This window comes from Streptomyces sp. PA03-1a, assembly GCF_033792805.1.
Lineage (GTDB): Bacteria > Actinomycetota > Actinomycetes > Streptomycetales > Streptomycetaceae > Actinacidiphila.
The window spans coordinates 1-19,782 of sequence record NZ_JARAVO010000002.1; the positions used below are offsets into that span (position 1 = coordinate 1).

Consider the following 19,782-nt stretch of genomic DNA (forward strand, 5'->3'; position numbering starts at 1 on the left):
GGCCGCCGGGGCGGCGGGCACGGGCTCGGGTTCCGTGGCGCCGAGTTGGGCGGCGATGCCGTCCAGGAGCTTGGCGTACGCGGCGCGGGTGGCGCCCTGCGGCTCGCTGCGGCCGGATTCCCAGCCGGCCACGGTCGTCCGGGTCACGTCGAGCGCCTCGGCGACCTCCGCCTGGGTCAGGCCGTACTCGGTGCGCAGCCGTGAGCGTTCGGCGGGCTCGGGCAGGCGGGTCCGCCGCGGCCCCGGCTTCAGGAGGGCGTCGACGGGGTCGGACGTGCTGGCCATGCGGCGGTGGGCTCCTTCGCTGCTCGGTCCTGGCCGGTTACGGGCGCACAACGAGGTTCCGTGGGGAGGAACTCGCGCGGGTGCTGCCCCGTGAGGATACGGGCCTGATTGCGCCGCGGGGGCAGCGGAAGGCTGCTGCCCGGCACCCGGCGGGAAAGCCGTGCGGGTGCCAGGTGGAAACGGACTTCCCGCTGCCTGCGTCGTCGGCGTGCCGGGCGACCGTCCGGGCCGACAAGCGCCAGGCCCGGGCCGCGCTCTCCTCGACGGTGCGCCCGTCGCACGGTGCCTCCCGTACGTCCGACGTCGGCATCCCCGGCCCTCCCTCCGCCGCTCCGTCCGGCCCGGGACCATCCTTTCCGGGCCCGCGACAACGGACCTTATCGGCCGACAAAGCGGCCCGCGGGCACCGAAGCGCCCGGCGGGGCGTCCGTCGTAGGGTGTGGTCCGTGACCGACCTCATGGGCTGCCTGATCCTCACGGCCGTACTGGCCGGGGTCATGGGCGTGTTCGCCTGGCTGGCGCGGGTGATCCGGCGCCGCGGTCTCGCCGGCCATGCGGTCGCCGCCGCGCTGGCCTCCTATGAGGAGGCGTTCCGCGTCACGTCCTACGAGGCCCACCAGGAGATCCGCACCCAGGCCGAGCGCAGGCTGCCCTTCGACTCGCCGGACGAGCCCTGGCGCCCGGCCCGCGCGACGGTCCCGGCCCGCCCGGCCGTACGCTCCGCGCGGGGGCCGCGCACATGGGTCCGCCGCCTGCGTCGTCGCCACTGACCGGTCACGGCCGGGACGCTCCCCCGCCGGTCGCGGCGCGCAGGCTCAGGACGGAGGCACCCTCGCCGGGCAGGCCATGACGGGCCGCGCGACGGAGCCGGGCGGGGGTGTCGCCCGCCGCGAGGCGGAAGGCGCGGCCGAAGGCGGACTCGGAGGCGTACCCCACGGCGGCGGCGACGGCGGCGACCGGCTGCTCGGACTCCGTGAGCAGTTCCGCAGCGAGGAGCATGCGCAGCCGCATCAGGAACTCGCCGGCGTTCATCCCGGCCTCCCGGCCGAAGTGCCGGATGAAGGTCGCCCTGGACATGGAGGTGAGCGCGGCGAACTTCTCGATGCCCCAGTCGTGGGCGGGGTCCCGCAGGACGGCGTCGGTGACGGTCCGTACGACGCCGCGGGTGGAGGCGAGCCACGCTGCCCGGCCCATGCCGGACACCCCGCGCAGGGCCAGCGTCAGCAGGACGTCGCAGAGGGAGTCGAGGACGGCCTCCGTGCCGGGGCCGGCGGCGCGTGCCTCGTCGCGCATGAAGGCGCCGAGCAGCGCGAGGGGGCTGCCCGCGCCGGTGCCGAGCGGGACGTGCAGCACCTCGGGCAGCATGCCCATGAGCACCTGGCCCGCCCCCGGCCCCCAGGTGTAGTGACCGCAGAAGAGATCGACGGGCACCGCGTCGTCGCCCGGCGCGGTCCCGCTCACCAGGGCGTACGGACCGACGTCCTGGCGATCGACCGACGTGGCCGGGCCGGGGCCGTGCGTGTGGATGCGGTGCGCCGTGCCTCGCGGGAGGAGCACCATGTCGCCCACGCGCAGTTCGATGCTCCGGTCGGGCAGTTCGAGGGTGCATTCGCCCTCGAGCAGCAGGTGGAACGGCGAGCTGCCGCTCCCGCCGGCGGGGTTGTCCAGGGTGTGGCGGCCGGCGATCAGGCAGCGGATGTCGACGCTGCCCCGCAGCCTGGCGAGGTGGACCACGCGGCTCAGGGTGTCCATGAGACTTTCTCGATAGAAATCGGTACTTGCTGATCTTGGCAGCTCGCCTGACGACGAGCAAGGTGAGAGCCATGGAAACCATGCATGTCGATCTCCTCGTGATCGGTTTCGGGAAGGGCGGCAAGACCCTGGCCGGACGGATGGGCCGTCTCGGCAAGCGCGTCGCCATCGTCGAGCAGTCGGACTCGATGTACGGCGGCACCTGCATCAACGTGGGGTGCGTACCGACGAAGGCGCTGATCCACCGGGCGGGGGAACGCCGCCCTGACGATCCGCCGGAGGCGGGGTTCCGTGACGCCGTGCACAGCACGACCCGCCTGACCGAAGCGCTCCGCGCGAAGAACTTCGAGATGCTCGACGCCGTCGACTCCGTCACGGTCGTCACGGGCCGCGCCCGGTTCGTCGCCCCGGAGACGGTGGAGGTCAGCGCCGGGACCGATCGCCTGCTCATCACCGCGCGGACCGTGGTCGTCAACACCGGCGCGGAGCCGGTGGTGCCCGACCTCCCCGGGCTGCGCACCAGTGCGTACACGAGGACCAGCGCCGACCTGGTGCGGGACCCGCGGCGTCCCGCCCGCATGGTGGTCCTCGGGGCGGGCTACCTGGGGCTGGAGTTCGCCGGGATGTACCGCGCGTTCGGCACCGAGGTGACGGTCCTGGAGGCGGGTGCGCGGGTGCTGCCGCGTGAGGACGAGGACGTCGCCGACGCGGTGGCGGGCGTGCTGGCGGGCGATGGCGTCACCGTCGTGACGGGAGCGACCGTCACGGGTGTCACGGACGCCGCGGACCACGCCACCGTGCGCTACCGCGTCGACGGGCAGGAGCGGACGGCCGACGCCGACGCCGTCCTGGTCGCGACCGGGCGCAGACCCGCCACCGCGGGGCTCGCCCTTGAGGTCGCCGGGATCCGGACCACCGAGTCGGGTGCCGTCGCCGTGGACGAGCACCTGCGCACCAGCCGGCCGCACGTCTTCGCCGTCGGCGACGTCAACGGCGGGCCCCAGTTCACGTACATCTCGCTCGACGACAGCCGCATCGTCGCCGACCAGCTGACCGGTGCCGGCACGCGGACGACACGCGACCGCGAGGCCGTGCCGTACACCCTCTTCACGACGCCCCCGCTGTCCCGCGTCGGGCTCACCGAGAAGCAGGCACGCGAGCAGGGGTACGCGGTCGGCGTCGCCGAGAAGGCCGTCGGCGAGATCGCCGCGATGCCCCGGGCGAAGATCGTCGGGGAAACGCGGGGGCTGATGAAGTTCGTCCTCGACACGGCGACGGACCGGGTGCTCGGTGCCGCCTTGCTCAGCGTCGACTCCCAGGAGCTCGTCAACACGGTCGCGCTGGCGATGCGGCACGGGGTCACGGCGACCGAGCTGCGCGACACGATCTACACGCACCCGAGCTCGACCGAGGCCTTCAACGAAGTGCTGGCCACGGTCCGGTGAGCGCGGTGAGGCCCTGCCGTCGCCTGCGCCTTTTGAGCCGCACCGAACCTTGCGCCGGACAATGTTGGCGACGGCGGCACGCACACCGTCGACGGCGGGGGCTCACCCAGCGCAGGACGGCATCATGCCTTCGTACGTGCACACCACGGCACCGACCCGGTACATCGAGGTGGACGGCGACCGTTACGCCCATCGCCGTTTCGGGGCGGATTCCGGGACGCCGCTCCTGATGCTCCCGCACTTCCGCGCCGGCATGGACCACTGGGATCCGCTCGTCACGGACGGCCTCGCCGAGAACCGGCCGGTGATCCTCTTCGACAACGCCGGGGTGGGGAACTCGGGCGGCCGGACGCCGGAATCGGCGGAGGGTTTCGCCGGGAACGCCGTCGCGTTCCTGCGGGCGCTCGGCCTTCCCGAGGTCGACCTGCTGGGCTTCTCGGTGGGCGGGTACGTCAGCCAGGCCCTCGTTCTGGCCCATCCCGAACTGGTGCGCCGCCTGGTCCTGGTCGGGACGAAGCCGCGCGCGGGCGAGATGGCGGGCGTCGGCGAACGGGTCGCGAAGGTGGCCGCCCACGAGGTCCTGACCGAGGAGGACTACCTGTACCTCTTCTTCGACGGCTCCCCCGGCGGACGCCGGGCCTGCCGGGAGTTCTGGCTGCACCGCCACGAGCGGACGGTGGACGCCGACGCCGAATCCGGCCCGGACAGCGTCCGCGCACAGCAGGCGCTGCGTGCCGACTGGAACACCGGACGGGGCGAGCGGTTCACGGAGCTGCGGCGCATCACCCAGCCGACGCTCGTCGTCAACGGCAGCGACGACATCATGGTCCCGACCGTCAATTCGTGGATCCTCGCGCAGTACATCCCCCACGCGCAGCTCGTCGTCTACCCGGACGCGGGCCACGGGGCGCTCCTCCAGTACCCCCGGCTGTTCTGCGCCCACGTCGCCCGCTTCCTCGACAGCGAGGTCCCCTTCACCTGACCTCGTGGCGGGCCCGCCGTCACTACGCCCCCGCGACCGCCCGGTGCCGGCCCACGGCGCGGACGGCGTACCGGACGGTCGCCGCGTACAGGACGAGGAACGCCCCGCCGACCAGGACGATCACCAGCCAGGTCAGGCCCTGCCAACCGGGGACGGCGGCGCCGTGGAGCCAGCGGACGAGGAAGTTGCCGGTGGCCGCCGCGGGGAAGGAGAAGACCCAGTAGCCGGTGTGGAAACCCTCCTGCCGGACGTGCGGCACCAGGAACAGGACGATCAGGACGGTGAAGAGCACCAGCCCGGCGAAGCCGTACCCCACGGCGTCGACCCGTCCGCCGTGCGCGGCGGTCCAGGCGAGGCCGCCGACGGCCGGCGGGATCGTGAGGACGGTCAGCGTGGGGCGCGCGGGTCCGGGCAGGCCGTCCGTCACGAGGCGGCCGAGGACCACGGTGCCGAAGGCGAGCCAGTACAGGACGCCCACCGCGAAGGCGGCCGAGGCCGCGTCGGGAAGCGCGACCGCGGTGCCGGTGGTGCTGGCGATGAAGGGTCCGGAGACCACCGGCAGCAGGTAGCCGGGGTGCAGCGGGGCGGAGCCGAGGCCGCCGGTCACCCAGTGCGCGAGCAGCCGGGCGGCGAGGGCGGCGGAGGCGAGGGCGAACAGCGCGTAGAACCAGCGGGCGCCGTCGACCCCGAAGCGAGCGAAGTGGCCGGTGGCCAGCATGCCGATGATCGGGACGTACGCGAGCGCGAAGCCCTGACCGGGGTGGCGCAGGTCCTCCAGGATGTTGCGCCGGCGTGCTCCGCCGTGCCGCACGTACTGCGCCAGCAGCACCACCCACAGCAGTCCGCTGACCACGAACAGGGCGTCGCTGACCCCGATGGGCGCGGCCACCGTGGCCGAGGCCGACTGCCAGAGCCCGCCCAGGCCCGCCGTGCCGAGGGAGACCGACATCATGGCGATGTGGGTGGCGCGCCGGGCGCCTCCGCCATCCCCGGCTGCGGCGTGCGCGGGCCCCGACGAGTCGTCCGGGGGCGTGACGGTCACGGGTGCGTCGAGTACGGCCGGCTGCATGCGGTGCTTCTCCTCGGGGGTCCGGCGCCGCTGAGGGGCGCGGCGGGGGCGTGGTTGCAACTTTAAACCAGACGCGACGGCGAGCCCTTCCCGCTCCCGCGGGGAATCCGGGACCGGGTCCCGGAATCCCCGGCCCGGCCCCGGGGCCGGGCCGGGCCGGGCCGAGATGCCCCCACCTGTCGGCGGGGACTATCGTCCACATATGGGAGCGCCCCGGCCACGCCGAAACGGCGTTCCCCGGCGGCGAACGGCCCGTTGGTCACCGCGCGGGGCCGCTGGGTGATGAGCGGGAGCGCAGCGCCCGGCGCCGCGCCGGAGGAAGAGGCCGCACTCGACCAGGCTCTGGCCGAGGTGGCGAGAATCACCGGGTCCCACGCTGCCGGAGTCTTCCTGCTGGTGCCGCACGCCCAGGCGCTGCGCCTGGCGGTGGTGACGGGCCTGTCGGCCGGAGTGGTGCGGCCGTGGTCGCGGCTGGCGCTCGCGACACCCGCGCCCGTCTCCACGGTCGCGCGCGACGGGCGTCCGGTCTGGGTGCACGGCCACGACGAGCTCGCCCGCCGGTTCCCGCGCACCGCCTTCGCACTGCCCTACCGGCTGGCGATGTACGTCGTCCCGTTGCACACGGGCACCACGGTGTCGGGCGTGCTGCAACTGCTGTGGCCCGACACCCGTCCCGACCGGCTCGCCCAGGAGGAACGGGCCGCCGTGACCCACGCCGCCGACCGGATGGGCGCGCTGCTGACGCGGGCCGCCGCCAGGGGGCGGCCGCTGCGGCCGGGCGCCATGCCCCGGGTGCTCGCGCCGGACCCGCCGCCGCCCCTGCCGCCCGCCGAGGCCCAGGCCGCGGCGGAACTGACGGAGCGCCTGGACGACGGGGTGCTCGCGCTGGACCTGGAGGGGCGGGTGACCTTCCTCAACGCCACGGCCGCCGAGCTGCTCGGCCGCGGCAAGGCCGAGCTGATGCACACCCGTCTCTGGGAGTCCCTGCCCTGGCTGATCGACCCGGCCTACGAAGACCCGTACCTGGCCGCGCTGTTCAGCCGGCTCCCCACGGACTTCACCGCGCTGCGCCCCCCGGACGACTGGCTGTCCTTCCGGCTCTACCCCGGCACCACCGGGATCAGCATCCGGCTGCGGACCGCCCCGGCCCCGGCGGGCGACCGGCTCCCGCCGGCCACACCCTCCGGGACCGCGCCGACCCGCGCCGGCGCGCTGTACCACCTGCTGTACATCGCCTCGTCCCTCACCGAGGCGGTCGGCGTCCAGGACGTGGCGACCGCCGTCACCGAGCAGATCATGCCCGTCCTCGGGGCCGACGGCCTGTCGTTGCTGATCGCGGACGAGGGGCGGTTCCAGGACGTCGCCTCCCACGGTTTCCCCCGGACCCACAAGGACTTCTTCCGCGGTCTGTCGCTGACGGTCGACACCGCGGGCTCCCGCGCCGTCGCCACGGGTGCGCCGCTCTTCTTCAGCGACGTCGACGCGATACGGCAGGCCTTCCCCCTCGTCGCCCCCTACACGCGGATGGGCGCCTGGGCGTTCCTCCCGCTGAACGCCTCGGGCCGCACGATCGGCTGCTGCGTCCTGGCCTTCGCCCTCCCCCGCGCCTTCCCGCCCGACGAGCGCGCCGCCCTGACCTCGCTGGCCGGCATGATCGCCCAGGCGCTGGAACGTGCCCGGCTGTTCGACACCAAGAGCCAGGTCGCGCGCACCCTCCAGACCGCGCTGCTGCCGCACTCCCTGCCGCACGTGCCCGGCCTGCGCGTCGCCGCCCGCTACCTCCCGGCGACCAGCGGCATGGACATCGGCGGCGACTTCTACGACCTGATCCGCCTGGACGGCGCCGGGGCGGCGGCCGCGGTCATCGGCGACGTCCAGGGGCACAGCGTCAACGCGGCGGCGCTGATGGGCCAGATCCGCACGGCGGTGCACACCCACGCGAGCACGGGCGCGGCCCCGGACGAGGTGCTGACCCGGATCAACCGCCTGTTCAACGACCTCGACACCGACCTGTTCACCAGTTGCCTGTACGCACAGCTGGACGTGCCCGGGCACCGCGCGCTGCTGGCGAGCGCCGGCCATCTGCCGGCGCTGCTGCGCCACCGGTCGGGTCGCACGGAGATCCTCGACGTACCGCCCGGGCTCCTGCTCGGTGTCGACGTGACCGCGGACTACCGGGCCGCGGAGGTGCCCATGCCGCCGGGGAGCGTGCTCACCCTGTTCACCGACGGCCTGATCGAACGTCCCGGCACCGATCTGGGGACGGCGCTCGGGGAACTCGCCGGCCGGCTCGCCGCGGCGCCCGTCCGTTCGCTGGACGACCTGGCCGACGAGCTCCTGCGGGAGGCCCGGCGGACCTCCGGGGGCCGCGACGACATCGCCCTGCTCCTGGTGGGCCCGGTGCCCGGGCAGTGACGGGCGGGAGGTCCGCGCGCTCAGGCCGCCCGGCCCGCGAGACGGAACCGGCCGAGGGTGTCCTGCATCAGCCGGCGCACCTCGGCCCATGTGCCGTCGACCGCCGCGTCGCAGCGCAGCACGCGCTCCGTGGGCTGGGCCGCGAACCAGCGGGCGCGGCGCAGCGCGTCGACCCCGGCGATCGTCCCGGCCACCACGTAGTAGTGGCGGACCAGCGCCCCCGAGCCGCCGCGGTGTCGCAGCCCGACCAGCCAGACCACACCGTCCTCGTCACCGTTGTGAGGGTGGGTGTCCGTCATGTCTTTCTCCCGCCACACGCTCCCTGCTCCGGTCATCCACGGTGCCGCCGAAGCCACCGGCGGGGCCACCTCCATCCGGCCGCGTCCCCCTCGCATCCGGTCAGGGGCGGTAGACCGCCCCGGGCTGCGGGGTGCCGGGGGCGAGCAGCTGCGGAACGGTCACGAAGGTGAAGCCCCGCTTCTTGAGCGCGTCGATGATGCCGGGCACGGCCGGCAGGGTGCCCCGGTAGCCCTTGGCGGCCGGGCCGGGGACGAGGTCGTGGAGCAGGATGATGCCGTCGCGGTCGGCCTGGTCCAGGACGCGCTTGGTGATCAGGTCGGGGTCGTTGGTCTCGTAGTCCTTGGCGGTGACGCTCCACAGCACCTCGGAGAGGCCCATCTCACGGGCGATGCCCTGGACGGTGTCGTTGGTGCGTCCCTGCGGCGGGCGCATGAGGGTGGGCCGCCGGCCCGTGATCCGCTCTATCGCGTCGTTGGGACGGCTCAGCTCCTCGCGTACCTCCTCGGGCTCGATCTGCGTGAGGATCTTGTGCGTCCAGGTGTGGCTGGCGACCTCGTGCCCCTCGGCGGCCATGCGCTTGACCATGTCCGGGTAGCGGTCGATGTGCTTCCTGCCGAGGAGGAAGAAGGTGGCGGGCACCTGCTTCTCCTTGAGGACGTCCAGCAGCTGCGCCGTGTGCTTGCTCGGTCCCGCGTCGAAGGTGAGCGCGATGCACTTGGCCTTGCGGCAGTCGACGCTGCCGAAGGTGCCGGTGCCGGTCTTGCCGGCCTCCTGCCGCACGGTGCCCGGGGAGGTGGTCTCCACGCGGGTGCAACCGGTGAGCGCGAGCGCGAATGCCAGGGCGGCCGCGGGAAGCACCGCCCATCTGCGGGCGGTCCGGGCGGAGGCGGCGTCGCGTCGGGCGGGCAGGAGGCTTCGGAGCCGGGTAGTTCGCATGGCCGCGACTCTACACAGGGGGTATACACGCAATTCATAGCGGGGGTGCCCCCAGCTGCACACCATCGCGACATCGCGTCTGCATGACGTGTATACCTCATGTGTATATTGACGCGCATGTCCATCGGTCACACCCTCCTGGGCCTCCTCGAATCCGGGCCGCGCCACGGCTACGACCTCAAGCGCGCCTTCGACGAGCGATTCGGCCACGACCGGCCGCTGCACTACGGGCAGGTCTACTCCACGATGTCGAGGCTGCTGAAGCACGGCCTGGTCGAGGTCGAGGCCATAGAGCCCGGCGAGGGCCCCGAGCGGAAGCGGTACGCCATCACGGAGGCGGGCGTCACCGACGTCGCACGGTGGCTGGCGACCCCGGAGAAGCCCGAGCCGTACCTGCAGTCGACCCTCTACACCAAGGTCGTCCTCGCGCTGCTCACCCAGCGCGACGCGGCCGACATCCTGGACGTGCAGCGTGCCGAGCACCTGCGGCTGATGCGCGACCTGACCGAACGCAAGCGCACCGGGGACCTGGCCGACCAGTTGATCTGCGACCACGCCCTGTTCCACCTCGAAGCCGACCTGCGCTGGCTGGAGCTGACCGCGGCGCGGCTCGACGGGCTCGCCCGGGAGGTGAGCGCGTGACGCCCGCAGAGCCCCTGCTCACCGCCGACGGCCTGCACAAGAGCTACGGCCGGACGCCGGCCCTCGACGGGGCGGACTTCTCCATACGCCCCGGCGAGGTCGTCGCCGTGATGGGCCCCTCCGGCTCCGGCAAGTCCACCCTGCTGCACTGCCTCGCGGGGATCGTCGTCCCGGACGCGGGCACCATCACCTACCGCGGTCGTGAGCTGTCCGCGATGAACGACGCCCGGCGCAGCGCCCTGCGGCGCAGCGAGTTCGGCTTCGTCTTCCAGTTCGGGCAGCTCGTCCCCGAGCTCACCTGCGCGGAGAACGTGGCGCTGCCGCTCCGGCTGGGCGGCACCTCCCGCAAGGAGGCGACGCGCACCGGCCTGGAGTGGCTGCGCAGGCTGGAGGTCGAGGACGTCGCGGGCCAGCGGCCCGGGGCCATCTCCGGCGGGCAGGGACAGCGGGTGGCCGTCGCCCGTGCCCTGGTCACCGGCCCCCGCGTGCTGTTCGCCGACGAACCCACCGGAGCGCTGGACTCCCTCAACGGCGAACGCGTCATGCAGCTGCTCAGCGCCGCCGCCCGTGAGACCGACGCGGCGGTCGTCCTGGTCACCCACGAGGCGAGGGTCGCCGCGTACTCCGACCGCGAGGTCGTCGTGCGTGACGGGAAGGTCCGCGACACGGCGCGCGTGGCATGAGCTCGGGCGACGCCCCCGGCACCAGCCGCCGAAGCCGCATCCAGGACCTGGCGATGGGTGTCCGGTTCGCCGTCACCGGTGGCCGCGAGGGCTGGGTGCGTACGCTCCTGACCGCCGTCGGGGTCGGCCTGGGAGTGGCCCTGCTGCTGCTCACCGCCGCGCTGCCGAACGCCCTGACGCAGCGTCACGACCGCGAACGCGCCCGCAACGACATGACGTACACCTCGGTCGTCAAGCACCGGGCCGACGACACCATGCTGATCGCGACGGTCGACACCACCTACCGCGACCAGGCGGTACGGGGCCGCCTGCTGCAGCCCGAGGGCCGGCGTCCACCGCTGCCGCCCGGCGTCGCCCGGCTGCCCGGGCGCGGGACGATGGTGGTCTCCCCCGCCTTGCGGCGGCTGCTCGCCTCTGCGGAGGGCCGGCTGCTGAGCGAGCGCCTGCCGTACCGCATCGCGGGCACCATCGGGCAGGACGGGCTGGTGGGACCGGACGACCTCGCCTACTACGCGGGGACCTCCGGGCTCCCCGCCGGCGCCGGGGCCGGGGCCGGGCAGACCGTCCGCGTCGAGCGCATCCACGCCTTCGGCTCAGTGGACCAGGGCAGCACGACGGACCCGGTCCTCGTGCTGCTCGTCCTCATCGTCTTCGTGGCGCTGCTGATGCCGGTCGGCGTGTTCATCGCGGCCGCCGTCCGCTTCGGCGGGGACCGCCGCGACCGCCGGCTCGCCGCGTTGCGCCTGCTCGGTGCGGACGCCGGGACCACGCGACGCGTCGCCGCGGGCGAGGCCCTCGCCGGCGCCGTGTGCGGACTCGCCGTCGGCGCCGTGCTGTTCGCGGCCGGTCGCACCCTGGCGGGCCAGGTCGGCTTCTACCGCGTCAGCGTCTTCCCCGGCGACCTCACGCCGGCGCCCGCCCTCGCCGCCCTGGTCGCCGTCGCCGTCCCGGCCGCCTCGGTGGCCGTGACGCTGCTCGCGCTGCGCGGCGTGGTCATCGAGCCGCTCGGTGTCGTCCGCGCGAGCAAGCCGCCTCGCCGCCGGCTGTGGTGGCGCCTGCTGCTGCCGCTCGGCGGGCTCGCCCTCCTGTACCCGATGGTCGGACAGGGCCGCGACCGAGGGAACTTCAACGAGGCGCTGGTCGTCGGCGGCACGGTCCTGCTGCTGATGGGCGTCACGGCACTGCTGCCGTGGATCGTCGAGGCCGCCGTCGACCGGCTCGGCACCGGCGCTCCCTCCTGGCAGCTCGCGGTCCGCAGGCTCCAGCTGAACAGCGGCACCGCGGCCCGCACGGTCAACGGCATCGCCGTCGCCGTCGCCGGGGCGATCGCGCTCCAGATGCTCTTCGCGGGCGTCGACGGCTCGTACACCCGCAGTACCGGGAACGACTTCTCCCGGGCCCAGATGGAGGTCTACCTCCCGGCCGCCGACTCCCCCGCGGACGCCGCCCGGCGGCTCACCGCGGCCGACGCCGTGCGCGAAGCGACCCCGCTGTCGGTGGGGATGCTCGGCGAACGTGCCCAGGACCCGCAGCGCTACGTCGAACTGACCGTGGGCACCTGCGACGCGCTGCGCGTGGTGGCGAGGGTCTCCGCGTGCCGCGACGGCGACGTCTTCGTCGTCCGGGACGGGGAGTACGACGACGACACCGTCCGCACGGCCAGGCCAGGACACGTCGTCTACCTGGACCCGGGCTACGCCGGCGCGCCAGGACGCGGACTCGCCTGGCACCTGCCGTCCGGCCTGAAGCAGGCCCACACCCGCGCCGACCCGAGCGGCTACAAGCGCGGCGGCGTCCTCGTCACCCCCGGGGCGCTCCCCCCGTCCGCCGCCGGGACGGTCACGGGCAGGGTCTACGTCTCGATCGACCGCTCCGTCCCGGACGCGCCCGAGGTCGTCCGCAACACGGTGGCCGCGATCGACCCGCTCGCCGACGCGCACGACTACGTCACCCGGACCGAGTCCGCGCGCTTCGCCTCGATCCGCACCGGGTTGTTCGTCGGCGCCTGCTGCGTCCTGCTGCTGATCGGCGCGAGCCTGCTCGTCTCCCAGCTGGAGCAGTTGCGCGAGCGGAAGAAGCTGCTGTCCACCCTGGTCGCCTTCGGTACCCGCCGCAGCACCCTCAGCCTGTCGGTGCTGTGGCAGACCGCCCTCCCCGTCGGCCTCGGCCTCGCCCTCGCGTGCGCGGTGGGCCTGACCCTCGGCGCGGTGCTGCTCCGCATGGTCGGTGCGCCCGTCACCGTCGACTGGCCCGACGTGGGCGCCATGACGGGCGTCAGCGCGGCGGTCGTCCTGCTGGTGACCGCGCTCAGCCTCCCTGCCCTGGTCCGCATGATGCGACCGGACGGCCTGCGCACGGAGTGACGGCGACGGGGCCGGTCACGGGGCCACGGCCGCCGGCGGGGCGGTCGTGGCCCGGGGGGTCAGGACCGCGGAGAGCACGGTGGTCTCCGGCACGTCGTCACGGCCGGCGAGCTTGGCCAACAGGAGGTCCACCGCGCGGGTGCCGATCTCGGCTGAGGGGATCGACACGGAGGTGATGGGCACCGATGCCTGCTCGGCGGTCTCGTCGGGGCAGATCGCGGCGACCGACAGGTCCTCCGGTACCCGCAGGCCCATGGCCTGGAAGGCGGCGATCAGGGGCTGGGTGATCGGCTCGTTGTGGACGACGATCCCGGACAGCCCCGGCTGTTCGCGCAGCAGTTGCTCGGCCATGGCTCGCGCGGCGGCCGGGGTCTCCGGGCAGGGGTGGACGGACGAGCGCAGGCCGAGCCGGTCGGCGGCGGCCGTGAATCCCGCGGCGACCCGGCGGGCGAACCCGGTGCCGCGGACGTAGACCTCGGGGGGTGAGCCGACCAGGGCCACGGTCCGGTGGCCGAGCGAGGCGAGGTGCTCCACGCACGCCTCGCCGGCACCCGCGAAGTCCAGGTCGACGCAGGTCAGCCCGGCCGGGTCGGAGGGGAAACCGATCAGCACGGACGGCCGGTCCATGGTGCGCAGCAACGGCAGCCTGCGGTCGTCCATCTCGACGTCCATGATGATGAAGGCGTCCGCCATGGCGCTCTGGGCGACCCGGATGATGCCCTCCTCCCCCTCGCTCTGCGTGAGGAGGAGGACATCGTGGTCGTGCTCCCGGGCGGCGGTCAGCACGGACGTGGCGAATTGCATGACCACAGGCACGTGGATGCCCTTCCGGAGGGGCAGCACGAGACCGAGCACCCGTGACCTGCTGCTGGCCAGGGAGCGGGCTCCGGCGTGCGGCCGGTAGCCCAGTTCACGGATGCTGTCCTCGATGCGCCGCCGGGTCTCCGGGGAGATCGACCGCTTGCCGCTGAGGGCGTAGCTGACGGTGCTCGGCGACACGTTGGCGTGCCGCGCGACGTCAGTGATCTTGACCATGCAACTCCCTTCCCGTACGTGCGTGCAGCAGACCGCCCTCAGGAGCCCGCGAGCTCAAGGGTGAGGACGGCGGTACCGGCCGCCGCACGCACGGAGGCTCCGCCGGCCACCTCGACGCCCCACGGGAGCGACGCGTCGGAGGTCTCGGCCCGCAGCGTGGAGCCCTCGCGCACGACGGTGATCTCGGCCGCGGCCGTGCCGTCCTCGCGGGGGATCCGCACGGTGGTGCGGGAGCCGTCGGCGGGCTCGAAGACCCGGACGGTGACGTCGTCCGCCCACGCGTAGTCGGGGCGGTCGGTGACCGCGCCGACCGGGATCGCGGAACCGGGCCGGGCCAGCAGCGGGACGCTCAGGTAGTCGTGGGTCTCGCGCACCCAGCGCGGACCGGTGACCTTCTCGCCGGTCGTGAAGTGGGTCCAGGTGCCCTCGGGCACGTAGTACGACACCTCGCCGTCCTCGGAGAACACCGGCGCGACGAGCAGGTCCCCGCCGAGCATGTACTGGCGCTCCAGCGAGGCGCAGCCCGGGTCGTCCGGGAACTCCAGCACCATGGCCCGCATCATCGGGACGCCCTCGGTGTGCGCCTGGTGCGCGGCACCGTAGAGGTAGGGCATGAGGCTCAGCTTGAGCTTGGTGAAGTGGCGGAGGACGTCCACCGCCTCCTCGTCGAACAGCCACGGCACGCGGTAGGACGAGGAACCGTGCAGCCGGCTGTGCGAGGAGAGCATGCCGAAGGCGGTCCAGCGCTTGAACAGACCCGCGTCGGGCAGCCCCTCGAAGCCGCCGATGTCGTGGCTCCAGTAGCCGAAGCCGGACAGGCCGAGCGACAGGCCGCCGCGCAGCGACTCGGCCATCGACTCGTACGTGGACTCGCAGTCGCCGCCCCAGTGCACGGGGAACTGCTGGCCGCCGGCCGTGGCCGAGCGCGCGAAGAGCACGGCCTCGCCCTCGCCGCGGTGCTTGCGCAGCACGTCGAAGACGGTCTTGTTGTACAGCTGCGTGTAGTAGTTGTGCATGCGCTCCGGGTCGGAGCCGTCGAACCAGGCGACGTCGGTGGGCACGCGCTCGCCGAAGTCGGTCTTGAAGCAGTCGACGCCCATGTCGAGGAGGGCCTCGAGCTTGGACGCGTACCAGGCGCAGGCGTCGGGGTTGGTGAAGTCGACCAGGGCCATGCCGGGCTGCCACAGGTCCCACTGCCACACGCCGCCGTCAGGGCGCTTGAGGAGGTAGCCGGCCGCCTTGCCCTCGGCGAACAGCGGTGAGCGCTGGGCTATGTAGGGGTTGATCCACACGCAGATGTGGAGGTCGCGCTCCTTCAGCCGGCGCAGCATCCCCTCGGGGTCGGGGAAGACGCGCGGGTCCCACTCGAAGTCGCACCAGTTGAACTCGCGCATCCAGAAGCAGTCGAAGTGGAAGGCCGACAGCGGCAGGTCCCGCTCGGCCATGCCCTCGACGAATCCGGTGACGGTCTGCTCGTCGTAGGAGGTGGTGAACGACGTGGTCAGCCACAGCCCGAAGGACCAGGCGGGCGGCAGGGCCGGACGGCCGGTGAGCGCGGTGTACTTGCGCAGGATCTCCTTCGGCGTGGGGCCGTGGATGACGTAGTACTGCAGCTGCTGCCGCTCGGCGCTGAACTGGACGCGCGAGACCTGCTCGGAGGCGACCTCGAAGGAGACCTTGCCGGGGTCGTCGACGAAGACGCCGTAGCCGGCGTCGGTCAGGTAGAACGGGATGTTCTTGTAGGACTGCTCGCTGCTGGTGCCGCCGTCGGCGTTCCAGATGTCGACGGTCTGGCCGTTCTTGACCAGCGGGCCGAAGCGCTCGCCGAGCCCGTAGACGGAGGTGCCGACGGCCAGCCGGAGCTGCTCGCGGACGTGGTGCTCGCCCTCGGCGGTCTCCATCAGCGCCATGGCCTTGACGTCGCTGCTGGTGAGGGTGCGTCCGTCGGCCTGGAACTCCATCCGCCACTCGCCGTCGAGGCGGAAGCGGACGCTCAGGTCGCCGGAGGTCAGGACGGCCTGCTCCTCGTCGACCGTCACGAGGGGCTCGTGCGACTCGTGGTGCAGCTCGAAGTGCGGCCCGGTCTCGACGTCGCCCTCGAAGTGGGTGATGCGCACACCGATGACACCGGGCATGGGCGCGGTGCAGTCGACCGTGACGAGCGGGCCCTTGAGCAGGTCGCCGCGGTGCCGGATGTGCTGGGTGGGCGCGTGGACCCGCAACGTTCCGGGGCCCGGGACGGCATCGAGGACCTCGGCCGGATACGCCGCCGTGACGCCTTCGCGCAGCAGCCAGTACCCGTTGGTGAACTTCATGGTCGATGCCTTTCCCGGTGGGCGGCCACCGGCGTTCTCGGTACGTGTGGGAGCAGGTGGGGCCGGCTCTGCCTCCTGCCGCGGAGCGGGGAGGCAGCGGGGAGGCAGAGCCGTGGGCGGGACGCGGGGAGGTCATCCGCCCGGGTGGAGGGCCACGGACACGGTGGTCCGGGCGCGGATCACTTCACGGCGCCGACGGCGATGCCGCGGGTGAGGGTCCGCTGGAAGAGCAGGAAGAAGACGATCGCGGGCAGCGCGCCGAGCAGGCCGGCCGCGTTGGTCATCGTCGCGTCCATCAGACGCTGACCCTGGAGCACGCCGAGCGCGACCGAGACGGTCTGGTTGTCGTTCGACGGCAGCATGACCAGGGGCAGCAGGAACTCGTTCCAGGTCCAGATGAAGAAGAACACCAGCAGGACGCCCAGGGTGGGCCGGCTGACCGGGACCACCATCCGCCACAGGATCTGCCAGCTGTTGGCGCCGTCGATCCTGGCCGCCTCGATGATCTCCTTCGGGAAGGCTCCGAGCACGGAGGAGAGGAGGTAGGTGCCGAACGCCGCCTGCACGACGCTGAAGACGATGATCAGGCTCAGCCTGGTGTCGTACAGGCCCACCTGCTTGGACAGGTAGTACAGCGGGTAGACCAGCGCTTCCTGCGGCAGCACGTTGGCCAGCACGAAGAAGGCGAGGAAGTACGCCTTGCCCTTGATCCTCCCGATGCCGATCGCGTACGCGTTCAGCACCGAGAGGATGACGCCGAACACGGCCACCGAACCCGAGATCACGATCGAGTTGATCAGCGTGTGCCCGAAGTTGACCCGGGTCCAGAAGTCCGTCAGGCCGTCCAGGTGGAGGCCGTGGGGCAGCGAGAGCGGGCCGTGCGCGGAGTAGTCGGCGGGCGACTTCAGCGCGTTGATGAGCACGATCAGGAGCGGCAGCACCATGAAGATCGCGCCGAGGATCATGGCCACCAGCACGGGGTAGCGCTTGAGCGCCTTCACTGTGCGTCCTCCGATCGGGTCTGGAAGCGCAGGCCGACCGTGGTCAGCGCCAGGATGATCAGGGTGAGGACCGTCGCGATCGCCGAGCCGTAGCCCACGTCGGTCTTCTCGAAGAAGGTCGAGAAGGAGAAGTAGGACGGGACGATGGTCGAGTCGGCGGGTCCGCCCTTGGTGAGGACGTAGACCGCGCCGAAGACCTTGAGGGCCGCGATGGTGCACCACAGCATCACCACGTAGATCTCGGGGCGGATCTGGGGCAGCGTCACGTGCCAGAAACGCTGCCACCAGTTCGTCCCGTCCAGCTCGGCCGCCTCGTAGAGCGAGGGATCGACCCGCTGGAGTCCCGCCATGAAGATCACGACGGGGAACCCCAGCTGCACCCAGACCATGACGGCCATCACGCTGTAGAGCGCGAACTTCGGGTCACCCAGCCAGTCCTGCTGGAGCGAGCCCAGGCCGACCGCCTTCAGCAGCTCGTTGAGCGAGCCGTTCTCGGGGGCCAGGATCCAGCTCCAGACGATGCCCGCCACGGTGATGGGCAGGACCTGCGGGAGGTAGAAGCAGGCACGCAGCACGCTGGCCAGCTTCGAACCGAAGTGCTTGCCGATGAAGTCGAACAGCGCCGCGGCCACCACCAGGCCGACGGCGGTGGGGATCACCGCCATCGCCAGGACCATGGCGACGCTGTGCCGGAAGGACTCCCAGAACCGCGAGTCCTTCATCAGCTCCCGGTAGTTCTCCAGCCCCGCCCAGGTGGGCGAGCCGACGCCCTGCCAGTGCGTGAAGCTGAAGTAGATGTTCATCACGAACGGCACGATCACGACGGCCAGGAAGGCGATGACACCCGGGATCAAGTACAGCGCGTAGGGATTGCGCAGCCGGAGGGGTCGGGCACTCATGACGTGGGCGCACCCGCGTCATAGGCCTTCTGCAGCTCGTCCAGGACCTGGTCCGGGGTGCCGCTGCCGGTGATCAGCTTCTGGGTGGCCGAGACCAGCACGTCGTAGAAGCCGGGGACCGGCCAGTCGGGGTAGAAGGCGAGACCGTCCTGGTCCGAGACCTTGTTGAAGTTCTCGATCAGCTCCTTGGAGCTGGGGTCGGTGATCGCCGAGGGCTCGGCCGCGACGGGCACGCCGCCGTTGTTGCCGAGGGTGTTCTGGATCCCCTTCTTCATCGTGATGTCGATGAAGTCGTAGGCCAGCTGCTTGTTCTTGGCGTTCTTCGGGACGACCCAGAGGTTGCCGCCCGAGCCGAGGGTCATCTTGGACTCCGGGAAGAGGAACGAGCCCCACTGGAACTTGTTCTCGTCACGGAAGCGGCCGTACCACCAGCTGCCCGAGAAGAAGATCGGGGACTTGCCGCCGATGAAGGAGACGCCGGCGTCCTCGGCCTTGGCGCCACTGCTCGTCTTGGCGATGTAGCCCTTCTTCACCCAGTCCGACAGGGTGTTGGCGGCGTACGTCCAGGCGGCGTCGTGGAAGTCCGCCTTGCCCTTGTAGAGCTCGAAGGAGTCGACCCAGCTGCGGTCGGCCTTGGTCAGGGCCAGCTGGTACAGGTACTGGTGGGCCGGGTACTCGGCGCCGCCGTTGGCGAGCGGGGTGATGCCCTTGGCCTTGAAGGCGGCGAGCGCCTGCTCGAACTCGTTGAACGTGGTCGGGACCTTCACGTTGTTCTTCGCGAAGAGGTCCTTGTTGTAGTACACCATCGTGTACTCACCGAAGTTCGGGATGCCGTACCAGTTGCCGGAGCCCATGACGCCCTTGGCGTCGTAGCGGCTGGTGGTGGTGACGCTGGGGCTGAGCAGCTTGTCCCAGCCGTACTTGGTGACCTGCGGGGTGAGGTCGGTCAGCAGGCCCTGCTTGGCCAGCAGGCCGGCCGTGGCGTTGCCCTTGTTGTACTCCATGAGGTCAGGGGCGTTGCTGGAGTTGAGCACCATCGAGGCGGTCTTCTGGATCTGCTCGAAGCCCTTGGCCTCGAACTCGACCTTGACGCCCGGGTGGCTCTTCTTGAACTCCTCTATCGCCTGGTTCCAGGCGATGCCCATGGCACTGTTCGGGGCTTCGTAGTGCCAGAGCTTCAGCGTCTTGCCGTCGCCCTCCGCACCCCCGTCCGAGCTTCCGCACGAAGTGATGAGCATGGCGCCCGCAAGGGCAGCTGCTGCGAGAGCCAGCGGTCTGCGCACCTTCAACATTGAAGTGACCTCCACCTGGGCCGAACGAGTGAGGCGTCCATCGAATGGTTTCGATGCGACGCGTCGAAGCGCTTCGACGCAGGACCGTATGCAGCGATCGCGGATATGTCAATGGTGTTAACAAATCGCCGACCAGCGATTTTGAAGCGTTACCGACGCGCAACAGCTGCGCGACATGCGACGGATGCCCGGAGTGACCACATGGGGACGCAGCGGTGCCGCCGGAGGGGCGGAAGCGCTTGACAGCGAAGCGGATTCATCTCTTCCGGATTCCGGAGGGAAATTCCCCTACACCCCACTGGCATCACTTGCCCCTTCTGTCGCATTTGCCATATCAGCCCCTGCGGTCACGGGGGACTCGTGGCGGA

17 protein-coding genes are annotated in these 19,782 nt (G+C 71.9%); 7 read left to right on the plus strand and 10 right to left on the minus strand.

Going from position 1 to position 19,782, the window contains the following annotated elements; genetic code table 11:
* Positions 1–285, minus strand: a 285-nt coding sequence (locus tag PV341_RS00680; RefSeq protein ID WP_500356320.1) for a helix-turn-helix transcriptional regulator, incomplete at its 3' end; no start/stop codon positions are given.
* A gap of 446 nt (positions 286–731) precedes the next feature.
* On the opposite strand from PV341_RS00680, the gene PV341_RS00685 reads away from it, so the two are divergent.
* Positions 732–1,055 carry a hypothetical protein gene (locus tag PV341_RS00685; RefSeq protein ID WP_500324695.1) on the plus strand — a complete coding sequence of 108 codons (324 nt, stop codon included), beginning with the start codon at positions 732–734 and terminating at the stop codon, positions 1,053–1,055.
* Between the two features lie 4 nt (positions 1,056–1,059).
* On the opposite strand, the gene PV341_RS00690 is transcribed toward PV341_RS00685, so the two are convergent.
* Positions 1,060–2,037, minus strand: coding sequence for an AraC family transcriptional regulator (locus tag PV341_RS00690; RefSeq protein WP_500324693.1), 978 nt, complete (start codon positions 2,035–2,037; stop codon positions 1,060–1,062).
* A 71-nt stretch (positions 2,038–2,108) separates the two neighbouring features.
* On the opposite strand from PV341_RS00690, the gene PV341_RS00695 reads away from it, so the two are divergent.
* Together PV341_RS00695 and PV341_RS00700 are read left to right on the plus strand one after the other, a co-directional pair.
* Entirely contained in the window at positions 2,109–3,482 is a 1,374-nt protein-coding gene (locus tag PV341_RS00695) for an FAD-dependent oxidoreductase (protein ID WP_500324691.1), read from the plus strand.
* A 124-nt stretch (positions 3,483–3,606) separates the two neighbouring features.
* Positions 3,607–4,464 carry an alpha/beta fold hydrolase gene (locus PV341_RS00700; RefSeq protein ID WP_500356322.1) on the plus strand — a complete coding sequence of 286 codons (858 nt, stop codon included), beginning with the start codon at positions 3,607–3,609 and terminating at the stop codon, positions 4,462–4,464.
* Between the two features lie 22 nt (positions 4,465–4,486).
* Here PV341_RS00700 and PV341_RS00705 read toward each other — a convergent pair whose 3' ends face one another.
* Positions 4,487–5,533: a TDT family transporter gene (locus PV341_RS00705; protein WP_500324687.1), complete on the minus strand. Its 1,047-nt coding sequence runs from the start codon at positions 5,531–5,533 to the stop codon at positions 4,487–4,489.
* A gap of 282 nt (positions 5,534–5,815) precedes the next feature.
* On the opposite strand from PV341_RS00705, the gene PV341_RS00710 reads away from it, so the two are divergent.
* Positions 5,816–7,948 (plus strand): SpoIIE family protein phosphatase, encoded by a 2,133-nt coding sequence (locus tag PV341_RS00710; RefSeq protein WP_500356324.1) that lies wholly within the window; start codon positions 5,816–5,818, stop codon positions 7,946–7,948.
* Positions 7,949–7,968: 20 nt separating this feature from the next.
* Here PV341_RS00710 and PV341_RS00715 read toward each other — a convergent pair whose 3' ends face one another.
* Together PV341_RS00715 and PV341_RS00720 are read right to left on the minus strand one after the other, a co-directional pair.
* A complete protein-coding gene (locus tag PV341_RS00715; protein WP_500324683.1) occupies positions 7,969–8,247 on the minus strand; it encodes a hypothetical protein in 279 nt (92 codons plus the stop codon).
* A gap of 100 nt (positions 8,248–8,347) precedes the next feature.
* Entirely contained in the window at positions 8,348–9,184 is an 837-nt protein-coding gene (locus PV341_RS00720; RefSeq protein ID WP_500324681.1) for a polysaccharide deacetylase family protein, read from the minus strand.
* Between the two features lie 117 nt (positions 9,185–9,301).
* Here PV341_RS00720 and PV341_RS00725 point away from each other — a divergent pair, with 117 nt between their 5' ends.
* Genes PV341_RS00725 through PV341_RS00735 form a run of 3 tightly spaced genes read left to right on the plus strand, consistent with a single transcriptional unit; the run spans position 9,302 to position 12,872 of the window.
* Positions 9,302–9,826: a PadR family transcriptional regulator gene (locus PV341_RS00725; RefSeq protein WP_500324680.1), complete on the plus strand. Its 525-nt coding sequence runs from the start codon at positions 9,302–9,304 to the stop codon at positions 9,824–9,826.
* Positions 9,823–10,509, plus strand: coding sequence for an ABC transporter ATP-binding protein (locus PV341_RS00730; protein ID WP_500324678.1), 687 nt, complete (start codon positions 9,823–9,825; stop codon positions 10,507–10,509). The genes PV341_RS00725 and PV341_RS00730 overlap by 4 nt, the downstream gene beginning before the upstream one ends.
* On the plus strand, positions 10,506–12,872 hold the full coding sequence (locus tag PV341_RS00735; protein ID WP_500324676.1) for an ABC transporter permease: 2,367 nt from the start codon (positions 10,506–10,508) through the stop codon (positions 12,870–12,872). The genes PV341_RS00730 and PV341_RS00735 overlap by 4 nt, the downstream gene beginning before the upstream one ends.
* 15 nt (positions 12,873–12,887) lie before the next feature.
* Here the strand turns inward: PV341_RS00735 and PV341_RS00740 are convergent, their stop codons facing one another.
* The 5 genes from PV341_RS00740 to PV341_RS00760 all read right to left on the minus strand — a co-directional run bounded on the left by PV341_RS00740 (position 12,888) and on the right by PV341_RS00760 (position 19,360).
* Positions 12,888–13,907: a LacI family DNA-binding transcriptional regulator gene (locus tag PV341_RS00740; RefSeq protein WP_500356325.1), complete on the minus strand. Its 1,020-nt coding sequence runs from the start codon at positions 13,905–13,907 to the stop codon at positions 12,888–12,890.
* A 38-nt stretch (positions 13,908–13,945) separates the two neighbouring features.
* A complete protein-coding gene (gene yicI / locus PV341_RS00745) occupies positions 13,946–16,222 on the minus strand; it encodes an alpha-xylosidase (RefSeq protein WP_500324672.1) in 2,277 nt (758 codons plus the stop codon).
* A 179-nt stretch (positions 16,223–16,401) separates the two neighbouring features.
* Positions 16,402–17,187 (minus strand): carbohydrate ABC transporter permease, encoded by a 786-nt coding sequence (locus PV341_RS00750; protein ID WP_499517024.1) that lies wholly within the window; start codon positions 17,185–17,187, stop codon positions 16,402–16,404.
* A gap of 32 nt (positions 17,188–17,219) precedes the next feature.
* Positions 17,220–18,122: a carbohydrate ABC transporter permease gene (locus tag PV341_RS00755; protein ID WP_500324670.1), complete on the minus strand. Its 903-nt coding sequence runs from the start codon at positions 18,120–18,122 to the stop codon at positions 17,220–17,222.
* Positions 18,119–19,360 carry an ABC transporter substrate-binding protein gene (locus PV341_RS00760; RefSeq protein WP_500324668.1) on the minus strand — a complete coding sequence of 414 codons (1,242 nt, stop codon included), beginning with the start codon at positions 19,358–19,360 and terminating at the stop codon, positions 18,119–18,121. Before PV341_RS00760 ends, PV341_RS00755 begins: the two co-directional genes overlap by 4 nt.
* Positions 19,361–19,782 lie beyond the last annotated feature (422 nt).

Excerpts from the sequence above, each read along its gene's own strand:
- PV341_RS00690 (WP_500324693.1), bottom strand. The coding sequence starts at position 2,037 with ATGGACACCCTGAGCCGCGTGGTCCACCTCGCCAGGCTGCGGGGCAGC.
- PV341_RS00695 (WP_500324691.1), top strand. The coding sequence starts at position 2,109 with ATGGAAACCATGCATGTCGATCTCCTCGTGATCGGTTTCGGGAAGGGC.
- PV341_RS00700 (WP_500356322.1), top strand. The coding sequence starts at position 3,607 with ATGCCTTCGTACGTGCACACCACGGCACCGACCCGGTACATCGAGGTG.
- PV341_RS00705 (WP_500324687.1), bottom strand. The coding sequence starts at position 5,533 with ATGCAGCCGGCCGTACTCGACGCACCCGTGACCGTCACGCCCCCGGAC.
- PV341_RS00710 (WP_500356324.1), top strand. The coding sequence starts at position 5,816 with ATGAGCGGGAGCGCAGCGCCCGGCGCCGCGCCGGAGGAAGAGGCCGCA.
- PV341_RS00715 (WP_500324683.1), bottom strand. The coding sequence starts at position 8,247 with ATGACGGACACCCACCCTCACAACGGTGACGAGGACGGTGTGGTCTGG.
- PV341_RS00720 (WP_500324681.1), bottom strand. The coding sequence starts at position 9,184 with ATGCGAACTACCCGGCTCCGAAGCCTCCTGCCCGCCCGACGCGACGCC.
- PV341_RS00725 (WP_500324680.1), top strand. The coding sequence starts at position 9,302 with ATGTCCATCGGTCACACCCTCCTGGGCCTCCTCGAATCCGGGCCGCGC.
- PV341_RS00735 (WP_500324676.1), top strand. The coding sequence starts at position 10,506 with ATGAGCTCGGGCGACGCCCCCGGCACCAGCCGCCGAAGCCGCATCCAG.
- PV341_RS00740 (WP_500356325.1), bottom strand. The coding sequence starts at position 13,907 with ATGGTCAAGATCACTGACGTCGCGCGGCACGCCAACGTGTCGCCGAGC.
- yicI (WP_500324672.1), bottom strand. The coding sequence starts at position 16,222 with ATGAAGTTCACCAACGGGTACTGGCTGCTGCGCGAAGGCGTCACGGCG.
- PV341_RS00750 (WP_499517024.1), bottom strand. The coding sequence starts at position 17,187 with ATGATCCTCGGCGCGATCTTCATGGTGCTGCCGCTCCTGATCGTGCTC.
- PV341_RS00755 (WP_500324670.1), bottom strand. The coding sequence starts at position 18,122 with ATGAGTGCCCGACCCCTCCGGCTGCGCAATCCCTACGCGCTGTACTTG.
- PV341_RS00760 (WP_500324668.1), bottom strand. The coding sequence starts at position 19,360 with ATGCTCATCACTTCGTGCGGAAGCTCGGACGGGGGTGCGGAGGGCGAC.